General features: G+C 68.3%; 25 protein-coding genes. 12 read left to right on the top strand and 13 right to left on the bottom strand.

Annotated elements, in window-relative coordinates; all coding sequences use genetic code 11:
- The first annotated feature begins 1 nt into the window (after position 1).
- The 8 genes from AWB89_RS09325 to AWB89_RS09290 all read left to right on the top strand — a co-directional run bounded on the left by AWB89_RS09325 (position 2) and on the right by AWB89_RS09290 (position 9,720).
- Complete coding sequence (locus tag AWB89_RS09325; RefSeq protein WP_085099996.1) at positions 2 to 874, top strand: MlaE family ABC transporter permease; 873 nt, start codon at positions 2 to 4, stop codon at positions 872 to 874.
- A 6-nt stretch (positions 875 to 880) separates the two neighbouring features.
- A complete protein-coding gene (locus AWB89_RS09320) occupies positions 881 to 2,197 on the top strand; it encodes an MCE family protein (RefSeq protein WP_085173070.1) in 1,317 nt (438 codons plus the stop codon).
- On the top strand, positions 2,194 to 3,234 hold the full coding sequence (locus AWB89_RS09315; protein WP_085173068.1) for a virulence factor Mce family protein: 1,041 nt from the start codon (positions 2,194 to 2,196) through the stop codon (positions 3,232 to 3,234). Before AWB89_RS09320 ends, AWB89_RS09315 begins: the two co-directional genes overlap by 4 nt.
- A complete protein-coding gene (locus AWB89_RS09310; protein ID WP_085099987.1) occupies positions 3,231 to 4,790 on the top strand; it encodes a virulence factor Mce family protein in 1,560 nt (519 codons plus the stop codon). Before AWB89_RS09315 ends, AWB89_RS09310 begins: the two co-directional genes overlap by 4 nt.
- The gene (locus AWB89_RS09305) at positions 4,787 to 6,346 is read left to right on the top strand and encodes a virulence factor Mce family protein (protein WP_085173066.1); all 1,560 of its coding nucleotides are present in this window, start codon (positions 4,787 to 4,789) and stop codon (positions 6,344 to 6,346) included. Before AWB89_RS09310 ends, AWB89_RS09305 begins: the two co-directional genes overlap by 4 nt.
- Positions 6,343 to 7,512 (top strand): virulence factor Mce family protein, encoded by a 1,170-nt coding sequence (locus tag AWB89_RS09300; RefSeq protein ID WP_372515239.1) that lies wholly within the window; start codon positions 6,343 to 6,345, stop codon positions 7,510 to 7,512. Before AWB89_RS09305 ends, AWB89_RS09300 begins: the two co-directional genes overlap by 4 nt.
- A complete protein-coding gene (locus AWB89_RS09295; protein WP_085173056.1) occupies positions 7,506 to 9,056 on the top strand; it encodes an MlaD family protein in 1,551 nt (516 codons plus the stop codon). Before AWB89_RS09300 ends, AWB89_RS09295 begins: the two co-directional genes overlap by 7 nt.
- Before the next feature lie 166 nt (positions 9,057 to 9,222).
- Positions 9,223 to 9,720 carry a type II toxin-antitoxin system Phd/YefM family antitoxin gene (locus AWB89_RS09290; protein ID WP_085173055.1) on the top strand — a complete coding sequence of 166 codons (498 nt, stop codon included), beginning with the start codon at positions 9,223 to 9,225 and terminating at the stop codon, positions 9,718 to 9,720.
- Between the two features lie 333 nt (positions 9,721 to 10,053).
- Here the strand turns inward: AWB89_RS09290 and AWB89_RS09280 are convergent, their stop codons facing one another.
- Positions 10,054 to 10,707, bottom strand: a complete 654-nt coding sequence (locus AWB89_RS09280) for a TetR/AcrR family transcriptional regulator (RefSeq protein WP_085173054.1) — start codon at positions 10,705 to 10,707, stop codon at positions 10,054 to 10,056.
- Positions 10,708 to 10,806: 99 nt separating this feature from the next.
- On the opposite strand from AWB89_RS09280, the gene AWB89_RS09275 reads away from it, so the two are divergent.
- Genes AWB89_RS09275 through mhpA form a run of 3 tightly spaced genes read left to right on the top strand, consistent with a single transcriptional unit; the run spans position 10,807 to position 14,398 of the window.
- The gene (locus AWB89_RS09275) at positions 10,807 to 11,934 is read left to right on the top strand and encodes a VOC family protein (RefSeq protein ID WP_085173526.1); all 1,128 of its coding nucleotides are present in this window, start codon (positions 10,807 to 10,809) and stop codon (positions 11,932 to 11,934) included.
- A complete protein-coding gene (locus AWB89_RS09270) occupies positions 11,931 to 12,866 on the top strand; it encodes a fumarylacetoacetate hydrolase family protein (RefSeq protein ID WP_085173053.1) in 936 nt (311 codons plus the stop codon). Before AWB89_RS09275 ends, AWB89_RS09270 begins: the two co-directional genes overlap by 4 nt.
- Entirely contained in the window at positions 12,863 to 14,398 is a 1,536-nt protein-coding gene (gene mhpA / locus AWB89_RS09265; protein WP_085173052.1) for a bifunctional 3-(3-hydroxy-phenyl)propionate/3-hydroxycinnamic acid hydroxylase MhpA, read from the top strand. Before AWB89_RS09270 ends, mhpA begins: the two co-directional genes overlap by 4 nt.
- A gap of 12 nt (positions 14,399 to 14,410) precedes the next feature.
- Here mhpA and AWB89_RS09260 read toward each other — a convergent pair whose 3' ends face one another.
- The 7 genes from AWB89_RS09260 to AWB89_RS09230 all read right to left on the bottom strand — a co-directional run bounded on the left by AWB89_RS09260 (position 14,411) and on the right by AWB89_RS09230 (position 20,037).
- Positions 14,411 to 15,295 (bottom strand): universal stress protein, encoded by an 885-nt coding sequence (locus tag AWB89_RS09260; protein WP_085173051.1) that lies wholly within the window; start codon positions 15,293 to 15,295, stop codon positions 14,411 to 14,413.
- Positions 15,296 to 15,477: 182 nt separating this feature from the next.
- Positions 15,478 to 16,380 carry a formate/nitrite transporter family protein gene (locus AWB89_RS09255; RefSeq protein WP_085173050.1) on the bottom strand — a complete coding sequence of 301 codons (903 nt, stop codon included), beginning with the start codon at positions 16,378 to 16,380 and terminating at the stop codon, positions 15,478 to 15,480.
- Entirely contained in the window at positions 16,377 to 16,646 is a 270-nt protein-coding gene (locus AWB89_RS09250; protein ID WP_085173049.1) for a hypothetical protein, read from the bottom strand. Before AWB89_RS09250 ends, AWB89_RS09255 begins: the two co-directional genes overlap by 4 nt.
- Positions 16,643 to 17,263 carry an RNA polymerase sigma factor gene (locus AWB89_RS09245; RefSeq protein WP_085173048.1) on the bottom strand — a complete coding sequence of 207 codons (621 nt, stop codon included), beginning with the start codon at positions 17,261 to 17,263 and terminating at the stop codon, positions 16,643 to 16,645. Before AWB89_RS09245 ends, AWB89_RS09250 begins: the two co-directional genes overlap by 4 nt.
- A 10-nt stretch (positions 17,264 to 17,273) precedes the next feature.
- Entirely contained in the window at positions 17,274 to 18,341 is a 1,068-nt protein-coding gene (locus tag AWB89_RS09240) for an acyl-CoA dehydrogenase family protein (RefSeq protein ID WP_085173046.1), read from the bottom strand.
- A gap of 11 nt (positions 18,342 to 18,352) precedes the next feature.
- Positions 18,353 to 18,877, bottom strand: coding sequence for an OsmC family protein (locus tag AWB89_RS09235; RefSeq protein ID WP_085099949.1), 525 nt, complete (start codon positions 18,875 to 18,877; stop codon positions 18,353 to 18,355).
- 323 nt (positions 18,878 to 19,200) lie between these two features.
- Positions 19,201 to 20,037, bottom strand: a complete 837-nt coding sequence (locus AWB89_RS09230) for a DUF3097 domain-containing protein (protein WP_085173044.1) — start codon at positions 20,035 to 20,037, stop codon at positions 19,201 to 19,203.
- 289 nt (positions 20,038 to 20,326) lie between these two features.
- Here AWB89_RS09230 and AWB89_RS09225 point away from each other — a divergent pair, with 289 nt between their 5' ends.
- Positions 20,327 to 20,614 (top strand): DUF3349 domain-containing protein, encoded by a 288-nt coding sequence (locus AWB89_RS09225; protein ID WP_085173524.1) that lies wholly within the window; start codon positions 20,327 to 20,329, stop codon positions 20,612 to 20,614.
- A 73-nt stretch (positions 20,615 to 20,687) separates the two neighbouring features.
- Here the strand turns inward: AWB89_RS09225 and AWB89_RS09220 are convergent, their stop codons facing one another.
- From AWB89_RS09220 to AWB89_RS09200, 5 genes are read right to left on the bottom strand one after another with little or no spacing between them, the layout of a single operon-like run.
- A complete protein-coding gene (locus tag AWB89_RS09220) occupies positions 20,688 to 21,758 on the bottom strand; it encodes an ABC transporter ATP-binding protein (RefSeq protein WP_085104841.1) in 1,071 nt (356 codons plus the stop codon).
- 2 nt (positions 21,759 to 21,760) lie between these two features.
- Complete coding sequence (locus tag AWB89_RS09215; protein WP_085104839.1) at positions 21,761 to 22,603, bottom strand: carbohydrate ABC transporter permease; 843 nt, start codon at positions 22,601 to 22,603, stop codon at positions 21,761 to 21,763.
- Positions 22,590 to 23,525, bottom strand: a complete 936-nt coding sequence (locus AWB89_RS09210; protein WP_085173042.1) for a carbohydrate ABC transporter permease — start codon at positions 23,523 to 23,525, stop codon at positions 22,590 to 22,592. The genes AWB89_RS09215 and AWB89_RS09210 overlap by 14 nt, the downstream gene beginning before the upstream one ends.
- Positions 23,522 to 24,844 carry an ABC transporter substrate-binding protein gene (locus AWB89_RS09205; protein WP_085173040.1) on the bottom strand — a complete coding sequence of 441 codons (1,323 nt, stop codon included), beginning with the start codon at positions 24,842 to 24,844 and terminating at the stop codon, positions 23,522 to 23,524. Before AWB89_RS09205 ends, AWB89_RS09210 begins: the two co-directional genes overlap by 4 nt.
- Entirely contained in the window at positions 24,834 to 25,766 is a 933-nt protein-coding gene (locus AWB89_RS09200; RefSeq protein ID WP_085173038.1) for a sigma-70 family RNA polymerase sigma factor, read from the bottom strand. Before AWB89_RS09200 ends, AWB89_RS09205 begins: the two co-directional genes overlap by 11 nt.
- Positions 25,767 to 25,900: the final 134 nt, after the last annotated feature.

The raw sequence follows: 25,900 nt of genomic DNA, 5'->3' as shown, positions 1-25,900 counted from the left end.
CATGACCGCGGACACAGTGGCGGCACCGGCGGGGTTCCACTTTCCGCGAGCCACCCTCGTCCGATACGGAGAAGCCCCGGCCCGGGCCCTGGTCGAGCTCGGGCAGATGGTCTGGTTCGCGCTGAGCGCGGTCGGGCAGATCCCCTTCGCACTTCATCGCTACCGCAAAGAGCTGCTGCGGATGGTCGCGCAGATGGGCATGGGCAGCGGCGCGATGGCCGTGGTCGGTGGCACCGCCGCCATCGTCGGCTTCATCACCCTGTCCGCGGGCTCACTGGTCGCCATCCAGGGCTACGCGACGCTGGGCAACATCGGCGTCGAGGCATTCACCGGATTCCTGGCCGCACTGGTCAACGTCCGGTTCGTCGCCCCGGTGGCCGCCGGTCAGGCGCTGGCCGCCACGGTCGGCGCGGGCGCCACCGCAGAACTGGGCGCCATGCGCATCAGCGAGGAGATCGACGCGCTGGAGGTGATGAGCATCCGGTCCGTCGCCTACCTGGCGTCGACCCGGATCGTGGCGGGACTCATCGTCATCATCCCGCTGTACGGGCTGGCGATCACCATGGCCTTCGCCTCCCAACAGGTCACCACGGTGTTCTTCTACGGGCAGTCCGCCGGCACGTACAACCACTACTTCCACACCTTCCTGCGCCTCAACGACGTGGGCTGGTCGTTCGCGGAGGTGATCCTGGTCGCGGTGGTCGTGATGACCACCCACTGCTACTACGGCTACAACGCCAGCGGCGGGCCCGTCGGCGTCGGCGAGGCGGTCGGCCGGTCGATGCGGCTGTCGCTGATCACGATCGTCGTCGTGGTGGTGCTGACCGCGATGGCGGTCTACGGAAAAAGCCCGAACTTCAACCTCACGGTGTGACCGCCGATGACAGCCCCGGCCCCCAAGATCAAGGAGAACCCGCCGCGCATCCCCCCGTACAAGACGGTCGCCGCGGTGTTCTTGGTGGTCGCCGTGGTGGTGTTGGCGTTCGTCTGGCTGCAGTTCCGGGGCCGGCTCACGCCGAAGACGCCCCTGACGATGATTGCTCCCCGGTCGGGCTTGGTGATGGATCCTGGCTCGAAGGTCACCTATAACGGGGTGGAAATCGGTCGGGTGGCCAACATTTCGGAGATCCAGCGTGACGGCACTCCTGCGGCGAAGTTCGTCTTGGACGTCGATCCCAAGTACATCAACCTGATCCCGGCCAACGTGGATGCCAACATCAGGGCCACCACGGTGTTCGGCAACAAGTATGTGTCGCTGACCTCCCCGAAAAACCCTACGGCACAGCGCATCACGCCGCAGGACCTGATCGACGCGAGGTCGGTGACGACGGAGTTCAACACCCTGTTCGGGACGATCACCTCGATCGCGGAAAAGGTGGACCCGGTCAAGGTCAACTTGACGCTGGCCGCGGCCGCGCAGGCACTGACCGGTTTGGGCGACAAGTTCGGGCAGTCCATCGTCAACGCCAACGCCATCCTCGACGACGTCAATCCGCAGATGCCACAGCTCCGGCATGACATTGCGCAGCTGGCCGCCCTGGGCGACACCTACGCCAACGCCGCGCCGGACCTGCTGGACTCCCTCAGCAACGCCGTGATCACGGCGCGCACGCTGCACCGGCAGGAAGCCGACCTGGATGCCGCATTGTTGGCCGCGGCCGGGTTGGGCAACACCGGGGAGGACATCTTCCGGCGCGGCGGCCCCTACCTGCAGCGGGGACTCGCCGATCTGGTGCCCACCGCCCAGCTGCTCGACACCTACAGCCCCGAAATCTTCTGCACCATCCGCAACTACTACGACGAAGAGCCCGCGGCCTACGCGACGACGGGCGGCGGCAACGGCTACGCGCTGAGGACCATGACCGAGCTGACGTCGGGGCTGGGCGGCATCCTGACGCTGCCCGGGCTGGCTGGCACCGTGGCCACGATGGGGCTGCTCGGGCTGGCCGGCCTGGTGGGCGGTGCGCCGAATCCCTATGTGTTCCCGGACAATCTGCCGCGCGTGAACGCCCGCGGCGGGCCGGGCGGCGCGCCGGGCTGCTGGCAGGCCATCACCCACGACCTATGGCCCGCACCGGAATTGATCGTGGACACCGGCGCCAGCCTCGCGCCGTATAACCATCTGGACACCGGCTCGCCGTACGCCATCGAGTACGTATGGGGCCGCCAAGTCGGGGACAACACGATCAACCCATGAAAATCACCGGGTCCGCTATCAAGCTCGGCATCGTCTCGCTGGTGCTGTTCCTCATCACCGTGTCGATCGTCGTCGTGTTCGCCCAGATGCGCTTCAACAGCACCAACAGCTATTCGGCGGAGTTCGACAACGCCAGCGGGCTGAAAAACGGCCAATTCGTCCGGGCGTCCGGGGTGGAGGTCGGCAAGGTCAAAGCGGTGCAACTGGTCGACGGGGGCCGCAAGGCGGTGGTGAAGTTCGACGTCGACCGCTCGATAACGCTCTACCAGTCGACGACCGCGCAGATCCGCTACCTCAACCTGTTCGCCGACCGCTACCTCGAACTCAAACGCGGCGAGGGCGAGGGCGCCGACCGGGTGCTGCCGCCGGGTGGCTTCATCCCGTTGCCGCGCACCGCACCGGCGCTGGATCTCGACGCCCTGATCGGTGGTTTCAAGCCGCTGTTCCGCGCCCTCGATCCGGAAAAGGTCAACACCATCGCATCGGCGCTCATCACGGTGTTTCAGGGTCAGGGCGGCACCATCAACGACATCCTCGACCAGACCGCGCAATTGACGGCGCACATCGCCGAACGCGACCAGGCGATCGGCGAGGTGGTCAAGAACTTAAACACCGTGCTGGACACCACGGTTCGGCATCGCAAGGAGTTCGACCAGACCGTCGACAACTTCGAGAAGCTGATCACCGGGCTGCAAAACCACGCCGACCCGCTGGCCGCCGGCACCGCGCACATCAGCGACGCCGCGGGAACGGTGGCCGACCTGCTGTCGGACAACCGCGCGCTGCTGCACAAGGCGATCAACTACCTGCAGGCCCTCCAGCAGCCGCTCGTCGACCAACGCGATCAACTCAGCGACCTGATCCACAAGACGCCGACCGCGCTCAATCTGATCGGACGCAGCATCGGGCTCTACGGAGACTGGGTGAACTTCTACGTCTGCGACCTCACGATCAAGTGGAACGGGCTGCAGGCGGGCGGCCCGGTCCGCACGGTCCGGATCTGGCAGCAGCCCACGGGTAGGTGCACGCCGCAATGAGAACCCTGACGGAATTCAACCGCGGTCGTGTCGGGCTGATGGGCATCACCGTGCTGGTGCTCGCGGTCGTCGTCGGACAAAGCTTCACCAGCGTTCCGATGCTGTTCGCCACTCCGAGCTACTACGGGCAGTTCACCGACACCGGTCAACTGAACAAGGGCGACAAGGTGCGGATCTCCGGCGTGAACGTCGGCAAGGTGGAGGGGCTCGACATCGACGGCGACCACGTCCTCATCAAGTTTTCCCTCGGCCCCAACACCATTGGCACCGAAAGCCGGCTCGCGATCAAGACCGACACCATCCTGGGCAAGAAGGTGCTCGAGATCGAGCCGCGCGGAAACCAGACGTTGCGGCCGAGGGGCGTCCTGCCGCTGAGCCAAAGCACCACCCCCTACCAGCTCTACGACGCGAACTTCGACATCACCAGGGCCGCCGCGGGCTGGGACATCGACACGGTCAAGCGGTCGCTGAACGTCCTGTCGCAGACCGTCGACCAGACCTACCCGCACCTGAGCGCCACCCTCGACGGCCTGGCCAGATTCTCCGACACGATCGGCAAGCGCGACGAGCAGATCAAACACCTGCTCGCCCAAGCCCATCAGGTCGCCAGCGTGCTCGGCGACCGCAGCGAGCAGATCAACCGGCTCCTGGTCAACGCGAAGACATTGCTGGTGGCGTTCAACGAACGCGCTCGCGCGATTTCCGCCCTGCTGCAGAACGTTTCCGCGTTTTCGGCGCAGGTGCAGGGCTTCATCAACGACAACCCGAACCTCAACCCGGTGCTCGAGCAGTTACGCGCCATCAGCGACGTGCTGGTGGCACGCAAAGACGACCTGGCCCAGACCCTCACGTACGTCAGCCAATTCGCCGCATCGCTCGGTGAATCCGTCGCGTCGGGACCCTACTTCAAGATCGTCCTTTCCAACCTGCTGCCGTACTGGATCCTGCAGCCGTTCGTCGACGCCGCCTTCAAGAAGCGCGGCATCGATCCCGAGGACTTCTGGCGCAGCGCCGGCCTGCCCGAGTTCCGCTGGCCCGACCCGAACGGCACCCGGTTCCCCAACGGCGCGCCGCCGCCGGCGCCGCCGGTGCTGGAAGGCACGCCGGATCATCCGGGTCCGGCGGTCCCGCCGGGCACGGCGTGTTCGTACACCCCGCCCGCCGGCGCGGCACCGCGGCCGTGGAACCCGTTGCCGTGCGCGGGCATCGACATCGGACCGTTCGGCGGCAGCTTCCCCGCACCGGTCGACGTCGATGCGTCGCCGCCGAACCCGAATGGCCTACCGCCGACACCGGGGATCGCGATCGCCGGGCGGCCGGGCGCGCCGCCGCCGGATGTGCCGGGCACCCCGGTGCCGCTGCCCACCCAGGCGCCGCCGGGCGCGCGCACCGAGAACCTGCAACCAGCCGGCCCCGTCCCGCCACCGTCGGCATTCGCACCCGGGCTGCCACCGGGGCCGCCCGCGCCCCCGGGACCCGGCCAGCAGCTGCCGGCCCCGTTCATCACGCCGGGTGGCACGGGAGGAAGCGGCGCAGCGGGAGGTAGCCAGAATTGAGCACCGCCTTTGGTTTTCGCAACCCGCGGTCCCGGCGGGTGATCGGGGCGGTGATCGTCGCGCTGGCTCTTGTCGCGGGGTTCGTCGGGTTGCGGCTGTACAACAACTTCACCACCAACACCGTGGTCGCTTACTTCCCGTCGGCGAACGCGCTCTACGCCGGCGACAAGGTCCAGATCATGGGCGTTCGCGTGGGTGCGGTCGACAAGATCGAGCCGGCCGGCGACAAGATGAAGGTCACCTTCCACTACGACAACAAGTACAAGGTCCCCGCCAACGCGTCCGCCGTGATCGTGAACCCAACGCTGGTGGCATCGCGCAACATTCAGTTGGAGCCGCCCTACCGGGGTGGCCCGGTGATGGCCGACAACGCGGTGATTCCCATCGAGCGCACGCAGGTGCCGACGGAGTGGGACCAGCTGCGCGAAAGCGTCGCCAACGTCATCGACAAACTCGGACCGACCCCCGAGCAGCCCAAGGGCCCGTTCGGTGAGGCCATCGAGTCGTTCGCGGACGGGCTGGCGGGCAAGGGCAAGCAGATCAACACCACTCTGAACAGCCTGTCGCGGGCGTTGACCGCGCTCAACGAGGGTCGCGGCGACTTCTTCGCGGTGGTGCGCAGCCTGGCGCAGTTCGTCAACGCCCTGCACAAAGACGACCAGCAGTTCGTCGCGCTGAACGCGAACCTGGCCCAGTTCACCGACGAGTTGACCGGTTCCGACCGGGACCTCGCCAACGCGTTACAGCAATTCGAAGGCCTGCTGTCCACCCTGCGCCCGTTCCTGGACAAGAACCGGGAGGTGTTCGCGCACGACGTCGACAATCTCGCCAACCTGACCACCACCCTGGTCCAACCCGATCCGCTGAACGGTTTGGAAACCGCGCTGCACGTGCTGCCGACGCTGGAGACGAACCTCAGCCAGATTTACCACCCGTCGCACGGCGCGGTCATGTCCATCCCGGCGATCCCGAACTTCGCGAACCCAATGCAGTTCGTCTGCAGCATGATTCAGGCCGGCAGCCGGCTGGGCTACCAAGACTCGGCCGAACTGTGTGCCCAGTACCTCGCGCCGGTCCTCGACGCGATCAAGTTCAACTATCTGCCGTTCGGGCTGAACCTGTTCAGCACGGCCGAGACCCTGCCGAAGGAAGTCGCCTACTCCGAGCCCCGGCTGCAGCCGCCGAACGGGTACAAGGACACCACGGTGCCGGGGATCTGGGTGCCCGACACCCCGTTATCGCACCGCAACACCCAGCCCGGCTGGGTCACTGCGCCGGGCATGCAGGGCACCCAGGTGGGACCGATCACCGGCGGCCTGTTGACCCCCGACTCGCTGGCCGAGTTGATGGGCGGCCCCGACGCCGCACCGCCGCCGGCGGGATTGCAGACGCCGCCGGGACCGCCGAACGCCTACGACGAGAACCCCGTGTTGCCCCCGATCGGCGTGCAGGCACCGCAGGTGCCGATCCCGCCGCCGCCACCGGGACCGGGCGTGCTCCCCGGACCGGTCCCACCGACGCCCGCGCAGGCCGCGGTGGCGGGAGCGGGATCATGATGCGCGCCTTGATCATTCGATTCCGCTACCGGGCGCGGCAGGCGCTGGCGCTCCTGGCGGCGGCGGTGGCGCTGACGTCGTGCGCGAAGTGGCACGGCATCGCGAACGTGCCGATGCCCGGCGGCCCCGGCAGCGGGCCCGGCAACTACACGATCTACGTGCAGATGCCCGACACGCTGGCCCTCAACGACAACAGCCGGGTGCGGGTGGCCGACGTGTTCGTCGGCACGGTGCGCGCGATCAGCCTGAAGAACTGGATCGCCACGCTGACGCTGCGTCTGGACAAGGGCGTCAAGTTACCCAAGAACGCGACCGCCAAGATCGGGCAGACCAGCCTGCTGGGCTCGCAGCACATCGAGCTGGCGGCGCCGCCCAATCCGTCCCCGCAGCTGCTGAGGGACGGCGACACCATCCCGCTGAGCAACGCGTCGGCGTATCCCACGACGGAGCAGACCTTGGCCAGCCTCGCGATGATCCTGCGCGGGGGCGGCATCCCGAACCTCGAAGTGCTGCAGAACGAGGTCTACAACATCGTCAACGGGCGGGCCGACCAGATTCGCGCCTTCCTGGGCAAGCTGGACACCTTCACCGCCAGGCTCGACGAGCAGCGCGAGGACATCACCCGCGCCATCGACTCCACCAACCGGCTGCTGGCATACGTGGGCCCCCGCTCGGACGTTCTCGATCGGGTCCTGACCGAATTCCCGCCGCTGCTCAAGCATTTCGCCGACAAGCAGAACCTGCTGATCAACGCCGTTGACGCGACGGGACGGCTCAGCCAGGTGGCGGACCAATACCTGTCCGCATCCCGGGGCGACCTCCACGAAAACCTGCTCGCGCTACAGTGCCCGTTGCGGGAACTCGGCCGCGCCGCACCGTATTTGATCCGGGCGCTCAAGCTGATCCTCGTCCGGCCGTTCGACATCGACTCCGTGCCCAAGGCGTTCCGCGGCGACTACTTCAACCTGTCACTGACGCTGGACCTGACCATGAGCTCCGTCGACAACGCGGTCCTCACCGGGACGGGATTCTCCGGGACGCTGCGCGCGCTCGAGCAGTCGTGGGGTCGCGATCCCGAGACGATGATTCCCGACGTCCGGTACACGCCGAACCCCAATGACGCCCCGGGTGGCCCGATGGTGGAAAGGGCCGACCGGCAATGCTGACCCCCTTCATCAAGCGTCAGTTGGTCATGTTCGCCGTCCTGTCCGCGATCACGGCGGTGGTGCTGGGCGGCTACTACCTGCAAATTCCCACCGCGGCCGGGATCGGCCAGTACACGCTGAACGCGGACCTGCCCTCCTCGGGCGGCCTGTACGAAACGGCCAACGTGGCCTATCGCGGTGAAACCATCGGCAAGGTCATCGCGGTCGAGCCGACCGAGAAGGGCGCGCGGGTGCAGATGCGCATCGCCGACCGCTACAAGATCCCGATCGACGCCTCGGCCAACGTGCATTCGGTGTCGGCGGTCGGCGAGCAGTATCTGGACCTGGTGTCGACCGGCAATCCGGGCAAGTACTTCGCGCCCGGACAGACCATCACCCGCGGCACCGTGCCCACCGAGATCGGCCCGGCGGTGGATGCCGCCAACCGCGGGCTGGCCGCGCTGCCCAAGGACAAGATCGCCTCGCTGCTCGACGAAACAGCCCAAGCCGTAGGCGGATTGGGCCCCGCCCTGCAGCGCCTGGTCGATGCGACCCAGGCGATCGCCGGCGACTTCAAGACCAACATCTCCGATGTCAACGACATCATCCAAAACTCCGGGCCGATCATCGACAGCCAGGTCACATCGGGAGACTCGATCCAGCGCTGGTCGCACAACCTCGACGTCCTGGCCGCGCAGAGCGCGGAAAACGACCAGCACGTGCGCAGCATTCTGATGCAGGGCGCGCCGACCGCCGATCAGGTCAACGCGGTGTTCGGCGACGTCCGCGAGTCGCTGCCGCAAACATTGGCGAACCTCGAGATCGTGCTGGACATGCTCAAGCGCTATCACAAGGGCGTCGAGCAATTGCTGGTCTCCTACCCCCAGGGCGCCTCGGAAGGCCAGACGGTGACGGCCCCCTTCCCGGGGTACGCGTCGCTGGGCACCTCGCTGACAATCAACCAGCCGCCGCCGTGTCTGACCGGGTTCCTGCCGGCGGCCGAGTGGCGGTCTCCGGCGGATACCAGCCTGGCGCCGATGCCGTCCGGAACCTATTGCAAGATCCCGCAAGACACCCCGGCAAACGCCGTGCGCGGGGCACGTAACCTGCCGTGCGTCGACGTTCCCGGTAAACGCGCCGCGACGCCGCGGGAATGCCGCGACCCTAACCCGTACGTCCCGTTGGGCACCAACCCGTGGTACGGCGATCCCAACCAGCTCTTGACCTGCCCGGCCCCGGCGGCGCGCTGCGACCAACCGGTGAAGCCAGGCCAGGTGATCCAGGCGCCGTCGGTCAACAACGGGCTCAACCCGGCGCCCTCGGACCGGGTCGCGGGCACGCCGCCCCCGGTCAGCGATCCGCTGCAGCGGCCGGGTTCGGGGACGGTCCAGTGCAATGGGCAGCAGCCCAACCCCTGCGTCTACACCCCGAACGGGCCCCCCGCCGCCGTGTACAGCCCCCAGAGCGGGGCGCTGGTCGGGCCCGACGGCATCAAGTACGCGGTCGAAAATTCGACCAAGACCGGCGACGACGGGTGGAAGGACATGCTGGCGCCGCCCCGCTGATTCGCGGAGCGCTCAATACCGTTGATTGGCAGCGCTTTTCGCCGCTACCCGAGCCGTCCAGGGCGCTACCCCGCCGAGTTTGACACTGACCGCACGTACAGTCATATAATTGCATGGGCCGGGTGCCGCGCCGCGGCCGCCGGTGACCTACCGAGATCGGAGCGAAATGCCGGAAGTGATTGGCCTGGGCCAACTCCGGAGCGACGCGTGTGCGTATCTCGAGCGGGTCACCGCCGGGGAGGCGATCGACGTGGTTCGCCGTGGCAAGTTGGTGGCGCGCATCGTGCCCGTCGGCGACTGGCGGGTGGCCCCGATCCCGGCGCGGTCCGGCAAGGCCCCCTCGCCCGAGGCCGGCGGCTGGGTCGGACTCGAGGAACTGCGCACCCGCGCCGGGCGCTGCTTTGACCGGGTCGCGGCCGGCGAGACCATCTATGTTGTGCGCGGCGGCAGGCTGCTGGCGAGGATCGTGTCGGCCGGTGACCCGACGACGTTCTCGCGACCGGCCGACGCCGGGCGGCCGATCGAGCTCGATGAGCTGCGCAAGCGCGCGGGACGCTACTTCGACAAGGTCGCGGCGGGGCAGACCATCGAGGTCAGCCGCGGCGGGAAGCTGGTCGCGCACATCGTGGCGGCCGGCGGGACCGACGCCTGCAAAGGGGCCTGACGGCCCAGGTATCGCGTGGCCGTGAGCCGCGGCTTTCCCTCGTGGCACCTGCCGGTTTCGCGCGGCGCGATGTGGGTAGGCTACCCTAAGCAATACATAGGAAGGCTTACTTACCGTGCCGTTGAGGTTTCCGTTTCATCCCCACGCGGACCCGTCCCGCCGCGCCTGGCTGCCGTGCCCGAACTGCGGATGGGGCCGCAACAAGTGCTCCGACTGCCGCAGTCACCGCAACTGCGGCGCGCACTGGCAGTACCTGCTGAGCAACCGCGCGACGCTGGTCAAACTGCAATGTCCGGGCTGCGCGAACGTGTGGTCGACCGACACGCGAAACCGCTAAGACGTCGGGAAGGCGTCGTCGGGAAGGGGGCGCTGGCAGATCGCGCGCGCCTCGACGTCGCCGAGCCCGAACAGGCGCAGCACGTTTTCGGTGACGCTGTCGGCGGCGCGCGCGTCGTCGCGATCCGGATCGTCACGCAACAGCTTTCCGAGCCCCAGCAGCGCGCCGCCCGCCATGGCCAGGGCCAGTTCGGGGTCGTCGACCCGGAATCTCCCGGCCTCGACGCCCGCCCTGATGTCGCGCAGCGCCCGAGGCGCCAGGCCGCGATCGGACGACAGCAGCGCCGGCCCGTTGGCCAACAGAATCTCGCTTTCCTGCGGGCGGCGACGAAACAGGCGGCCGGTCAGCCGAAAACTGGTGGCAAACGTTTCCGCGGGGTCGTCGATCGACTCGGTGAGCCGGTCCAGCATGGCCCCGTGTGCGTCGAGCACGTCGGCCACCGCCGCCTCGAACAATTGCTCCTTGCTGTCGAAGTGGTTATAGAAAGAGCCCATCCCGACGTCGGCCAGTCGGGTGATCTCCAGGACCGGCACGTTGACCTTTCCCTCGGCGATCAGCCGCTGGGCGGCGCCGATCAGGGCCGCCCTGGTGCGCTGTTTGCGCCGTTCCAGACGGCTGGGCGGCTCGGCGCCCTCGGGCATCGCACTCATGACTTAGCAGTATGCCTCACTTCTGATGATTTCGTCAGTAACTCTTGACCGGACGTTGCCTAGTATGTGACGATTTCGTCAGTTCACTTGAGGATGGCCATGAACCTGACGCACGCCCACCGGCAGCTGCACAGCGAGCAGACAGCGCTGCGGGGCGAACACCCCGGGCGGTCCCGCAATCCTGTGATCAAGGTCGCCGACCTCGCCTGGCTGGAGTTCGAAAAGCCCGACCTGACGCGCGCCGAGGCGTTCGCCCGCGCCTTCGGCTTCCAGACCGCCCGCCACGATCCCGCCGAGCTGCACTTGCGCGGCACCCGGGCGGGCGGCCCGTGCGTGCTGCTGCGCCGCGGGCCGCGCACGCGATTCACCGGGGTGGCGTTCCGGGCCGGCGACGAGGCCGACGTGCTGCGGCTGGCCGACAAGTCCGGCGCCGCCGCGCGCCCGCTGCCGGAGCACATCGGCGGGCTGTCGGTCGACCTGGTCGACCCCAGCGGCATGCCCGTCCGCGTCGTGGCCGGCGTGCACGAGCTGCCCGAGCTGCCCGGCCAGCCGGCCCTCGTTTTCAATTTCGGCGACGAGGTGCGCCGCGCCAACGCCGGGCAGCGCCCGCCGCGCGTGCCCGCGCGGGTGCAGCGGCTGGGCCACCTGGTGGTGCAGTCGACGAAGTACCTCGAGGCGTTGGACTGGTATCTGGACAACCTCGGGCTGATCGTCAGCGACTTCATGTACTTCCCGGGGCAGCGCGACCGCGGCCCGACCATGAGCTTCATCCGCTGCGACCGGGGTTCGACACCGGCCGATCACCACACGCTGGCGATGGCGCTGGGCCCGGCCAACCGCTACCTGCACTCGGCCTACCAGGTCAGCGACCTCGACGCTCTGGCCGCGGGCGGCGAATACCTCACGGACCGAGGGTATTTGCGGTCCTGGGGAATCGGCAGGCACATCCAGGGCAGCCAGATATTCGACTACTGGCGCGACCCCGACGGATTTTTGGTCGAACACTTCGCCGACGGTGACCTGTTCGACAACACCGTCGAGCCCGGCTGGGCGCCGTTCACCGCGTCCGGGCTGGCCCAGTGGGGGCCGCCGGCGACCCGGGACTTCCTCGGCACCGACCTGAAATCCGCTCGCCACGAACTGGTCTCGATGATCACCGCGCTGCGCGCAACCAACGAATTCGATGTCAACCGCCTCGTCGGCCTACTGAAAGTGCCCGCATCATGACCGTCTCCGTGCTGCACACCGCCGACTCGTGGTGGCTCAAGACTCCGACCGGCGCCGCCAAGATCGACACCGCCGCGACCACCACCGCCGCACTGCTGGGCGACCGGGCCGCGATCCAGGCCGCCGCGGGTGCGGAGACCGTCGCCCTGGACACGCTGAAGCCGATCTCACCGGTCACCAGGCCGTGCCGGGTGGTGGCGCAGATGACCAACTTCGAGTCGCACGTCCGCGACGCGGGCATGGACCCGGCGTCGGTGCCGCTCACGTTCTTCCGCAAGGCGTCGGCGTCGATCAACGGGCCGTTCGACGACATCGTCAAGCCCTCACACGTCCAGCTGCTCGACTACGAGGTGGAGATCGGGCTGGTGATCGGTCGCGCAATCCCGGTCGGCACAACGGTTTCCGATGCCAACCTCGCCGACTTCATCGCCGGGCTGGTGGTCACCAACGACGTCTCGGCGCGCGACATCCAGCTCCCCCAGACCCAGTTCTACGAGGCCAAGTCCTATCCGACGTTCACCCCGGTCGGGCCCGAGCTGGTCTTGCTGACGGCCGACGAGCTCAAACGGTTCGGCGACCTGCGGCTGCGCCTGAGCGTCAACGGCCAGGAGCGGCAGAACGCGCTCGTCGACGGCGACATGCTGTATCGGCCGCTGGAGGCGCTGCAGTCGCTCACCCAGTTCCAGGAGCTCTCGCCGGGTGACCTGGTGCTCACCGGCACCCCGGCCGGGACGGCGCTCAGCGCGCCGCCCAAGCCGGTGCAGTTCATCGGGAACCTGTTGCCGCCGGCCCTCAAGTGGAAGATGTTCTTCACGCGCCAGGCCGGCAACCGCGACTACCTGCAGGACGGCGACGTCGTCGAGGCGTCGGTGGCCACCGACGACGGGGCCATCGACCTCGGAACCCAGCGCACCACAATCCGATTCGCGTGACGGACGACCCCATTCGGCGCGTCCCGGTCGTCATCGTCGGCGCCGGCCCGACGGGCATCACCGCCGCCACGTTGTTGGCGCAACACGGGGTGGACTGCCTGGTGCTCGACCGCTGGCCCGGGATCTACCCGCAGCCCCGCGCCGTGCACCTCGACGACGAGATCTACCGGGTCATCGCCCGCCTCGGCGCCGGTGACGAGTTCGCCGCGATTTCGCGGCCCACGCTCGGTCTGCGGTTGCTGGACAACCGATCCCGGCAACGGCGCGTGCTCGCCGAGTTCCACCGCGATCCGGCCCGCAGCCCCAACGGCTTCCCGCAGGCCAACATGTTCGATCAACCCGAATTGGAAGCCGTCCTGCGCGCCAACCTCAAGCGGTACCCGAACGCAGAGGTGCGCGGCGACGCGGAGGTCACCGAGCTGTCCGACAACGGCGACCGCGTGCGCGTGACCTTCACCGACCGCCGCGACGGTCGCGTGCGGCACGTCGAGGCCGGCTACCTGCTGGGCTGCGACGGCGCCAACAGCGTGGTGCGCGCCCAGATCGGCTCGGCCATGCGGGATTTGAACTTCGAACAGCGTTGGCTGGTCGTCGACGTGGCCAGTGACGCCGACCTGCGGCAGTGGGACGGCGTGCACCAGGTCTGCGACCCCGTTCGCGCGGGGACGTACATGCGCATCGGACCCGCCCGCTACCGATGGGAGTTCCGGCTGCTGGCCGGCGAAAGCGCCGACGACTTCGGGACTTTGGCTGCGCTGCGGCCGCTGATCGCGCCGTGGGTCGGCGGCGTCGCGGACGGCGAGTTGCGCCTGCTGCGGGTCACCGAGTACACGTTCCGCGCGCAGATCGCCGACCGGTGGCGCCGAGGAAACGTGTTCATCCTGGGCGACGCGGCCCACCTCACTCCCCCGTTCATCGGCCAGGGCATGGGGGCAGGCATGCGGGACGCGGCCAACCTGTCCTGGAAGATCGCGGGGGTTTGCGACGGCTCCCTGGCCGCGGAGGTCCTGGACACATATGAGCGGGAACGCAAACCGCACACCCGCCACATGATCCGGTTGGCGCTGGGCGTCGGCTGGGCGATGACCGGCGGTGGCCGGTTGGGCGACGCGGCGCGGCGCGTCGTGCTGCCCCGGCTGCGGCTGATTCCCGGGCTGCGCGACAAGGTGGTCGACTCGACCACCCCATCGCTGCGCGCTTCCGCGCTGGTGCACAGGTCGCGCCGGCCGCGCCAGCTCGCCGGCACGCTGTGCCCAAACCCCTTGCTGCCCAATGGCCAACGGCTCGACGACGTGATCGGCACGGGTTTCGCGCTGATCGCCACCGGCGACCCGGGCGACGCCGACCAGGCGCTCCTGCGCCGGCGCGGCGTTGCCGTCGTGACCGCGCCGCCCGGCAGCGCGCTGGACGCGTGGCTGCGCCGGGGCCGCGCCACAGCCGCGCTGGTGCGCCCGGACCGGACGGTCCTGCGCGCCGGGCGCGACCTCGCGGCGCTGTGCGCGTTTACGGCCACCGTCGTGCGCGGCGGCTGAATCGGCGAGCGGCTAGGACTCCGACGGCCTGGCGACGATCACCGGTACCCGCACCGAGTGCAGGACGGTGTTGCTCACCGACCCGAGCAGCAGGCCGGTCAGACTGCCCCGGCCATGGCTGCCCACGACGACGAGCTGGGCGGAGGCTGCCTCGTCGATGAGGTGTCGCGCCGGACGATCGCGGACGACGCGGCGGTGCACCGTCACGTCCGGGTAGCTTTCCAGCCAGCCCGCCAGGCTCTCGCCGAGACTGCGCTGCGCCTCCTCCTCCACCGTCGCCCAGTCCAGATAGGGAACCTCGGTCGTGACGTCGCTCCAGGCGTGTAGGGCCACGAGGTCGACGCCGCGACGCGAGGCTTCGTCGAACGCCAGCTCCGTCGCGCGTTCGGAAATCGGGGACCCGTCGACGCCAAGGAGCACGGGGGCGTCCTGGCGGTCGGCCAGACCCTCTTCGTGAACGACGGCGACCGGGCAATTCGCGTGCCGCACCACCGTCGAACTGACCGAACCGAGCACGCCGCGGGCCAGCAATCCGCGCCCGGAGGTGCCCACCACGATCATCTCCGCCTCGTCGGACATGTTGATCAGGGCCGGCGCCGGGGCGGCGTACACCAATTCCCTGCCGATCGCGACCTTCGCGTCGGCAGGCATCGCATCCTCGGCGATCTTGACGGCGTGCATGATGGCCTTTTTGCCGTCGTCCTCGAGCCGGACCAGCATTGCTTCGGGGTACGGCACCGGCGGATAGGTGGCGGTGGGGGTGGCCACCGCGTGGACGACCGTCAGCGCAACGTTCCTCATTGCGGCGTCCTGGGCCGCCCAGCAGACGGCCGCATCGGCTGCCGGCGAGCCGTCGACCGCGACGACGATGCCCAGCCGCTTCGTAGATGTCGACACTTGGTTTCTCCCTTCGTCAGCAGCGACGCTATCGGCCGGCGGGTCGCCGGTCGTGAGGCTTTAGTCCTCAACCGCTGGGGACGTAGGGCTGTCGCTGGAACCCGTTGGGGCCGTTGGGTTGCCCGAGCGGCGCGCAGTTCGCCCGGAAGTAACCCAGTCGTCAGCCGTTGGTCGGGAAGTGTTCAGACCTGGCGCCGCTGCAACTGCGCGATGATCCAGAACGGTAACGCCACGAAGAGCGTGCCGCCGATCAGGTTGCCCACGGTCGTGACACCGATGTTGGTGAGCAAGCCGCCGTGGCCGAAGCCCCACCCGATCCCGGCGCGCGGGGCGGCGGGGTGAAACTGGTTGAGCAGCAGGGGAAGACCGAGGAACCCCACGTTGGCGATCACGTGCTGGGTGCCGCCGATGACGAACGCGAACGGTCCGTAAAACGCGAAGGCCATCCGCGCCACGTCGCTGCGGGCCTTGAAGAACATGCACATCGCCGTCTGCAGGAACCACGTGCACACCACGGCCAGCAAGAGCGCGGTCCAGAACGGCTGGCCGGCCTTCGCGGCGCCGACAGCCGCCGCCCGCTCGGCGAATGCTCCCAGGTAGGGGCCTCCCGCGGCGCCGCAGATCGCGACGAACACAAATGCGCCGACGATGTTTCCGATCAGGCCGACGACGACGAGAAACGCATACGTCCCGAGGTTCATGCTGCGTTTGAGCACGGCGAGGAATCCGGCGGCCATGTCCGCGGTGATCAACGACATGCCGGACACCAGAATCAACACGAACGACATGCCGAATGCCAAGCCCATCAACAAGCTCGCAACGCCCGGCGTCTTCACGCCGGTGCTGACGACCAGCGCGAGCAGCACGCCGAAGGCCACCATCGCGCCGCCGACCAGCGAGCGCACGAAGAACGCCCACGGGTGCGCGGCCTTCTCCACCGCCATGCCGGCCACCCGGTCCACCATCGCGCCTACGCTCAGCGGTTCGAACGGGTCCTCGGCGGCGCCCCGGGCAGGCAGGGGAATCAGCGTGTCTTCCGTGGGGACGTGGCGCTCTCGTTGCGGCGCCGGCGCTTCGATCGTCATCGGTGTTGCCCTTCGGTGAAGTCGTTGATCGAGTTGATGACCGCGGAGACCTGCTCGTCGCTGAGCTTGTCCCCGGCAAAGACGTGGTGGAGCAGGACCTTGAGGTCGAGCATCTGTTGCAGGTAGACGAGGCACGGTGGGCACTCCTCGAGATGCTTGGCGACGATCGGCCCCCAGTGCTCCGGATCCGCGTCGACGAGGTCGTCGACGAGCCGAACGAAGTCGACGCAGTCGACGGCCGGAATTGTGTTGTCGTAGACGGTCATCGTGGATACCGCTTTTCCAATTCGTTTCGGAGATTGCCCCGGGCGCGGTAGAGCAGCGAACGCTGCGCCTCGGCCGACAGCCGAAGGATCCCGGCCGCCTCGTCGGCCGATACGCCCGCGAGGTCTCGCAGGATGATCAGCTGGCGTTGCCGCTGCGGCAGCTGGTCCAGCGCCGCGCGTACGAGTGCCACGAGTTCGCCTGCTGCGGTTTGGTCCTCGCGGAGAAAGCGCTGCGACGGCGGGTCGCTCCAGTGCCCGGCATCGGGGTGCGCCGCGGGGTGCATGCGACCCGACAGCGGGTCGGTGTCGTCGGCGACGAGCACCTCGTGGTCGCGAATGCGAGACTCGCGCCGCCGGTGCCGCGAGGCGGTGTGCTTGACGATCCCGAACAACCAGGTGCCCACCGAGGATCGCCCCTCGAACGAGCTCGACGACTGCAGGACCTGAACCCATGCCTCCTGCACGGCTTCCTCGGCCACCGTCGCCGAATTGACCATGGTTCGAGCGAAGTTCACCATGGGCCGGTGATAGTCGCGCACCAGGCTGGCGAGCGGGACTCCGCCGACCAGGTGCTGGGATTCGGTACCGTCGGACGGCGCCGTCACCGGAGTCGCCATCGACCCTCGCTCAGTCGCATCGGGCGAGTTCCCACCGCAATTGCGCCTCCGAGGGCGACTGGACCGGGATGAACGCGGCCTCCCGGTAGCGCCGGCTGGCCGCGGTCCTGCTGGCATACCCTTTGCCGCCGGCCGTTCGGATCTCCAAATCGGCGCCGCCGCTGGATAGTTCCGCCGCGGCAAGCCGCAGCGACAGCAGCTCCTTCTTCGTCGGCGCGCCCGGCCCGCCGACGGCGGCGGCCAGCCGCGCCAACGTTGCCTCCTCCGAGGCAAGCCGTTCGGCGAGGCGGTCGACATCGGCTCCGAACACCGCGTTGGTTCCTGTCAGGCTCAGCCGGGCTTGTTCCAAGGCGGTGCTCGCCAGTCCCAGGCACATCGCCGACTGCAACACGAGGAAGGTCGGACGCACCCCGTGCAGGAAGCCGTCGAAGTCGCGCGACAGCACCTGCTCGGCGGGCACGTATGCGCCGTGCAGATTCAAAAATGACGAGGCGGTACTACCCAGCGCCAACAGATCGAAGGGCTCTCCCACGACGATTCCCGGTGTATCCAACGGCATTGCCACGATGAGCCTTTCGCCGCTCTCGGCGCGCACGGCGGTGACCATCGTCGAGTCGGAGTAGAGGTTGCTTGCCCATCGGATCGGGCCGGAGACGTGATACCCGCCGTGGGCGGGCGTGGCGGTCAGTTCCACGCTGCCGCAGCCCGCGGCCTCCTTGAACGCCGCCGCCATGCCCGTCACTCCGAGCGCGGTCCCGGCGAGCAGTCGACGAGCGGCTGCCTCGCCGAAAGGCGTTGCGGCGGTGAGTAAGTATTCCACCGTCATCCGGTGGGCCCACACCGAGAACGCGGTGCTCATGCACTCTGCGGCGATCCGGCGGATGACGTCGGCCATCTCGGCAAGCCGGCCATCGACGTTGCGCGGCGCGCCGATTCCGAGCAGCCCCGCCTCCCCCAACGCGATGAAGCTGCGCCGGGAGGGGTGCTCGCCGCGGTCCAGGGCCCCGGCGTGGGCCCGGATGTCCTGCAGCAGTTCGAGGCCGAGCCGGCCGGCCGCGGCCTCCGTCGTGGTGGTCAACGCGCTGTCTCCTATTCGGTGATCAGAGCCGAGTCGACGCTGACCGGGCGGCGGAACGTGTTGACCACGGGCGACCACGCGATGGCGTTGTCGTGGATCTCCCTGAGGGTGGCGTCGTCGGCGTTTCCGGCGAGCGTTACCGTGCAGCGGACCGCGCTGAAGCCCAGGTGTTTCCCATCGGGGGTGTCGCCCACGCCCCACACCGCGGAGATGTCGATGTCACCCTCCATCTCGACCTCGATCTTGGTGAGGGTGACGCCGCGGTGCGTCGCGTTGGCCAGCAGGCCGACCGAAACGCACGACCCGAGGGCGGCAAGGGCGGTCTCCGAGGGGTTGGGCGCCGAGTCGTCGCCCAGCAGCGCAGGTGGCTCGCCGACCAGCATCGGCGCCAGGTCGCGCACATAGGTGACGTTCCGGAAACCCGTCTCACAGACCGTCCTGGCTTTCAGCGTCTTCTTGCCGGTCTCGGGGTTGGCCTTGGCATTACACGACAGCCGGTCGAGCCCCGCGGCATCGATGACGAGCGCGTCGGTCATGAACTTCCTCCGTTTCCGATGAATGTGGGCCTTCACCGGATTAGTGCTCCCGGGTACCGATGCGTGACGGCGGGCCGGCCGACCAGGCGCCGGGGACGCGCGGGATCACTTGCCTGAAATCTCACGCCACGCGCGAGCTGCCGGGTCGCTTTCGGCGTTGCTCAGTGGAACCGACTCTGCTCGATGTAGTGGCGTTTGTGGGGTGCGATCGGCGCCGCCGAGGTAGCTGATTCGCGGGACGGCGGCGTTCGTGGGGCAGGTCGCCGGCACCGCGCCGGGTCTGCGGGCGAATAAAATCCCGCGGATCTTTTGGCCGGCGAAGTTCAGGCGCCGGGCGGCTGCGTCACGAAGTCGATGAGCTCTTCGACGCGGCCGATGAGGGCCGGCTCCAAGTCGTTCCAATCGCGCACGCTCGAGCGAATTTTGCGCCAGGCACGCGCGATGTCCGCCTGGCCGGCGTGCGGCAGGCCCAGCGCCGCGCAGGCACCGTGCTTCCACTCCATATGCCGCGGGACGGCCGGCCAGGCCGCCAGTCCAAGCCGCTGCGGCTTGACCGCCTCCCAGATGTCGACGTAGGGATGGCCCACCACGAGCGTGTCGGGGCCGCCCGGCCCCCGTCGTACCGCCTCGGCGATTCGCGCCTCCTTCGAACCCGCGACGAGGTGGTCCACGAGCACCCCGAGCCGGCGGCCGGGTCCGGGCCGGAACTCCGCCACGATGCCCACCAGATCGTCTATCCCACCGAGGTGCTCGACGACCACTCCCTCGATGCGCAGATCCGCACCCCACACCTGGGCGATCAGTTCGGCGTCATGGCGGCCCTCGACGTAGATGCGGCTGGCCCGCGCGACGCGGGCCCGCGCCCCGGGCACCGCGACCGAACCGGACGCCGTCCTGCCCGTCGCGGCGGGCGCCGCGCGACGCGGCGCGGTGAGGATCACGGGGCGGCCCTCGAGCAAATACCCAGGGCCGAGCGGAAAGCCGCGGGTGCGGCCGTGGCGGTCCTCCAGCTCGACGCGACCGTACTCGACCCGCACCACCGCGCCGACATAGCCGGTCTCCACGTCCTCGACGACCAGGCCAAGCTCGGCCGGCTGCTCGGTCGAGCGGGGCTTGCGGCGCCCGGCGGCGAGGACATCAGTGCCATAGCGATCAACCACCCGGCAATACTAGGAAGCGTTGCGGCCAAACGCCCTTAGGGCGCGCCGGGCCAATAGTTGCCGGACCGCATTTGCGCCGCGGCGAGTTTCGCCTCATAAAAGCCGGCGCCGCAACGTGCGTGACGGCAATTCGAAATTGTTAAAGCACTAAGGATTCGGGCGCAAGCCTGAAAAATCCATAAATTAGTCGTAAGTAACTGCGTGGTCTTACCGGGCTGATGACGTCGCCACTGCTACGTTGCTAAGTGCCGTTAATGCACAGCGTGTGACGGTGAGCGAGGTGGACGAAATGGACCTGTCCCATTGGGTATCGAGCATTGTCGCCTTCGTGCGCGCCGGTTACCCCACCGGCATGCCGGTGACGGGGTACGTGCCGCTGGCGGCGTTGTCGCGTCGGCGCGTATCCAACGACGAGATCACCACCATCACAAGAGAACTGATCATGCGCCGGTGCCCGCCGATCAGCACCGCCGACGTCGGGGTGGCGATCACCCACGTCACCAACGCGATGCCCTCGCAGGATGACATCAATCGCGTGCAGCGCCGGCTGCAGGCGATCGGCTGCGCGCGCGGCTAGATTCCGGCGCCCAACGTCGACTTGTGGCGCGCAATCGCGCCGGTCTGGCGCCACGACTCCACGTTCGGCCGGCCTACGAAATTCGGCGACCGTCCGTCCCGAAGAAGTGCAAGTGCCCGGGCTCCGGATGCAGGCGCACCCGGCTGCCCTTTTCCGGCGGGTGACGCCCGTCGGCGCGCGCGACGACGGGCTGGCTGATCACCTTGCCGGATCCGGTGATCCGGCCGTAGAGGTAGGCGTCGGCCCCGAGCTCCTCGACCACGTCGACCTCCATCTCGACGCCGAGGCCCCCCAGCTCGAAGTGCTCGGGGCGGACCCCGACCACGACCTCGGTTGCGGTGGCAGCCATCTGGCGCGGCAGCGCGATCGGCCAGTCCCCCAGCGACACCGCGCCGTCCACGATCGGCAGCGTGAACAGGTTCATCGCCGGTGACCCGATGAACCCCGCGACGAACACGTTGTCCGGGTTGCGGTAGAGCTCGCGCGGCGTCGCGAACTGTTGCAGCACGCCGTCGCACAGCACCGCGACCCGGTCCCCCATGGTCATCGCCTCCACCTGGTCGTGGGTGACGTAAACCGTTGTGGTTCCGAGCCGGCGCTGCAGCGCCGCGATCTGGTTGCGGGTCTGCACCCGCAATTTGGCGTCGAGATTGGACAGCGGCTCGTCCATCAGGAACACCCGCGGCCGGCGCACGATCGCGCGGCCCATCGCCACCCGCTGGCGCTGCCCGCCGGAGAGGTCTTTGGGTTTGCGATCCAGGTAGGGCTGCAGGTCAAGCAGTTTCGCCGCGGCCAGCACCTGCTCGCGGATCTCGCCCTTCGGGGTCTTGGCGATCTTCAGCGCGAAACCCATGTTCTGCGCCACGGTCATGTGCGGGTACAGCGCGTAGTTCTGGAACACCATCGCGACGTCGCGATCCTTCGGATCGACGTTGGTGACGTCACGGTCCCCGATCCGGATGCGCCCGGAATCCAGCGTTTCGAGTCCGGCCACCATCCGCAGGGAGGTCGTCTTGCCGCAGCCGGACGGCCCGACCAGCACGACGAACTCGCCGTCCCCGACGTCGAGGTCGAGGCCGTCCAGGGCGGGGCGATCCGCGCCCGGGTAGCGGCGGGTCGCCTGCTCGAAACTCACCGAGGCCATGGCTATCCGTTCATTCCGGTGACGGCGATCCCGCGCACGAAGGAGCGCTGCGCGACAGCGTAGATGATCACCAGCGGCACCATGATCAGCATGGAGGTCGCCATGATCACCGGCCAGCGGGCGACGTATTCGCCCCGCAGCCGAACCAGGCCCAGCGTCAGGGTGGCGAGGCTGTCGCGCTGCAGCATCAGCAAGGGCCACAGGAAGTCGTTCCACACGTTGACCCAGGTGAGCACCGCGAGCACCAGCACCGCCGGCCTCGCGTGCGGCAACAGGATCCGCCAGTAGATCTGCCACGGCGAGCAGCCGTCCAGGATCGCCGCCTCCTCGAGATCGCTGGGCAGCGTTCGGAAGAACTGTCGCATCAGGTAAGTGCCGAACGCGCTGCCGAACAAACCCGGCACGATCATCGACCACGGCGTGTCCACCCAGCCCAGCGCGCGCATCAGGATGAATTGCGGGATCACCGTGACGGTCAGCGGCACCATGAGGGTGCCCAGGTACAACACGAAGAGCGTGTCGCGACCCCGAAACTGCAGCCGCGCGAACGCGTATCCGGCCAGGGAGCAGAAGAAGACCTGCCCGGCCGTGACGCACCCCGCGTACAGCACGGTGTTGAAGAACATGCGCCCGAACGGCATCAGCGAGAACACTTCGGTGTAGTTCGACCACTGGGGATGCGCCGGCAACAGCCTGGGCTCGGTCACCTCCCCTTCCCTCTTCAGCGAGCCGGACACCGCCCAAGCGATCGGGAACAGCCAGCACCACGCGATCGCCAGCAGGGCGGCATAGACCACCACGGCGCGAAAGACGTTGCGCGTGAACGTCCGCTCAGCCGAGGCCACCGGAAGCCTCCCACGAACGCTGCCGGGTGAGGCGCAGCTGCACGACGGTCAACACGAGCAAGATCGCGAACATCACCCAGGCCAGTGCCGAGGCGTAGCCGAATTCCAGGAAGGAGAAGGCGTGCTGGAACAGCATGATGCCCAGCACATAGGTCGCGCTCTCCGGTCCGCCGTTCGCGCCGTTGAGCACGTAGACCAGGTCGAACGCCTGGAACGCGTGGATGATCGAAATGACCACCACGAACGAGATGGCCCCCCGGATCAGCGGCACCGTGATGAACGCGAACTGCCGGACCTCGCCCGCACCGTCGATTTTGGCCGCCTCGTAGACACTTTCCGGCACCCCCTGCATCGCGGCCAACAAGATGACGGTGGCGAACGGCACGGCGCGCCAGACGCTGACGACGCAGAGCGACGCCATCGCCCAGTTGGGGTCCACCAGCCAGGGGATCGGGCCGATGCCGACCCAGCCGAGCATGATGTTGAGCAGCCCGTTGTCGGTGTTGAAGACGAACTGCCACACGACCGCCATCACCACCGACGAGATGGCAAGGGGCAGAAAGACGATGGTGCGAAAGACGCCGATGCCCCTGACCTTGCGGTTCAGCAGCGCGGCCACGACGAGGCTGATGACGACGGTCGGGACCACCGTGCCCACCGTGAAGATCACCGTGTTGCGGATGGCGATGAGAAACAGCGGGTCGGAGGTGAACAACTCCCTGAAGTTCTTCAGCCCCACGAACTTCGGCGGCCTGAACACATCCCAGCTCTGAAAGCTCATGTACAGCGAGAACACCAGCGGAAAGATCATGAACACCGCGACCGCCGTCAGGTTCGGCGCCACGAAAAGGCGGCCCGCCCGCGCGCGCCGCCGCAACGGACCGGATCCGTTGGCGCTCTTGCGGGTAGCGGTCGAGGTCATGGGTTGCGCAGCACCTCGTCGAGGGCGGGCGAGAGCCCGGTCAGCGACGTCGCCGGCCGCGATCCGCGCAGCACGGGTCCGAAGCTGCGGTCCATCAGGGCGACGATCTTCTCCCACGCCGGGGTGACCGGCATTCCGTCCGAATAGGCCGGGCCCTGGGTGAGCACGGCGAGGTTGCCGATCCGGTGGTGCGATGCGGCGAAGCCGGGCGAGTTGAGCGCGGAGCGCAGCACCGGCACGAAGAGGGTGGATTCACCGGTCAGCGCCTGACCGACGGGCCCGGTCGCGAATTTCACGAATTCCCATGCCTGTTGCTTGCGTTGGCTGCTCGCGGAGATCGCCAGCCCGGTGGAACCGATATTGGAGCGGGCGGGCTGTCCCTGCCGGCGCGGCCCGACCGGCAGCGGGGCGACGTCGAAATCGAGGTCCTCGGCGCGGATGAAGGTCTGGTAGCGCCAGTGGCCGCCCATCGCGATGCCCGCCTTACCCGACGCGAACAGATCGGGCGTGGACATCGACTGCACCTCGGATGCGTCGGGCGCCACCCGGTGTCTGGTGGACAGGTCGGCGTAGAACTGGACCGCCTCGATGAAGGCGTCATCGCCGAAATTGAAGTGGGTGGGGTTGGTGAGCGGGCTGGCCCACGGGACCCCGTTGTTCATGGCGAACAACCCGGCCGAGTAGTACGAGAACCACAGGTTGACGAAGCCCCACTGCGAGGCGCGGCCCGATCCGTCGCGCTTGGTCAGGGCTTTGGCGGTGTCCAGGAACTCGGCGAAGCTCCACGGCCGGTCCCACGTGCCGGGCGGCGGCGGCAGCCCGGCCTCGGCGAAGAGCCGCTTGTTGTAGAACAGGTAGTTGCCCGACCACTGCTCGGGAAGCGCGTACTGGCCCCCGTTGAACGCGAAGGTGTCGTACAGCGAGGGGATGCTGTCCGATCTCAGTTCCGCCGCGAAGGCGGGGTCGCGCGCGAGCATGGTGTTCAGGTCCAGCAACACCCCCCGGTCGGCCAGTTCGGCATAGGTCAATTCCCAGGCCATCAGCACGTCCGGGCACTTGCCGCCGGCGCAAAACGTCGAGAGCTGCTGCATCACGCCCGGCGCCGACAGCACCGGGCGAACCTTGATGTCGGGATGTCGGCGCTGGAATTCCTCGACGATGCGCAACCTGCGATCCCGCTCGTCGGGATTGGCGGCGAAAAAGAAGGTCAACGCGTCGTCATCGGGCGCGCAGCCGCCGGCCCACGGGGCCAGCGACGCCGCGGTGAGCGCGCCCGCACCGCGCAGCAGGCTTCGTCGGCCAAACGGCTTATCCAGCATGACGCTTCCGATCTTGCCCGGTGGCCGGGAGCGTGAAAACGGCCCGGCGCAGGCGGTCCGGATCGCCGGTGATGTCGATGGTGTGAATGCGGTCGTCGAGTCCCAGGCCGATCCGCAGCAGGATTTGGGCGCGCCCGCGCGGCGCGATGACGACGCCCGGGGCGCCGTCGATGAGCAGCACCACGCCGGCCCGCGCGCGCCGGGTGAAATGGCGAGTCTCCTCGGCGACCTCTCTCGCGCCGCGCAGCTCTGTCGGCACGCCCGCTCCGACCAGCGCCGGGTCGACCCGGCGCAAGACGTCGGGCGCCAGCAACTCGAGCAGGGCGGCGATGTCGCCGCCTTGGGACGCGGCCAGAAAGGCCTCCACGACCTCGAGATGCGCGGCCGCGCGAGCGGGTTCGACGGCCGGGCCGCCGTGCAGTCGGCCGCGCGCCCGGCTCGCGAGCTTCTTGGCGGCCGCCGGGGACCGGTCCAGCAGCCCGGCGATGGTCTCGAAGGGCATCGCGAAGACGTCGTGCAGCACGAAAGCGACGCGCTGGGCCGGCGACAGCCGATCGAGCACCACCAGCAGCGCGGTGCTGACCGAGTCGGCCAGCAGCGCGGCCTCGTCGGCGGGGGCCGCCACGGTTGCGGCGAGGCGGTCGAGTTCGTCGGGGTCGGCGAGCGGTTGCTCGGCGCGCCGCTTGCGCGCGCGGAGCTGGTCGAGCGCCTCATGGGCGGTGATCGTCGTGAACCAGCCGGTGAGGTTGGCCACCCCGTCAGCGCCGTCGATTCCGTGCCGGCTGGCCTTCAGCCACGCCGACTGCACCGCGTCGTCGGCGTCGGCCACCGAGCCGAGCAGCCCAAACGCGACCGACCTCAGGTGCCGCCGATCCGCGTCGAACCGTTGCGCGAGATCGACCATATTTTTCGGTGCGCTCATGGGTCACCTTTCCTGCGCCGGAGTCGTCAAGAAGATGAACGCATCCATCCAACTCTCTGTCGCAAAGGAGACCAGCACCATGACCCTACCGATTGTGCGCCGCAACGTGCCGCGCGGCCATCCGGCTCGCCGCT

Origin of the sequence: Mycobacterium paraense (genome assembly GCF_002101815.1) — a bacterium.
Lineage (GTDB): Bacteria > Actinomycetota > Actinomycetes > Mycobacteriales > Mycobacteriaceae > Mycobacterium > Mycobacterium paraense.
The sequence above is the reverse complement of the archived record's forward strand: the minus strand, read 5'-3'. Positions and strand labels throughout refer to the sequence as shown.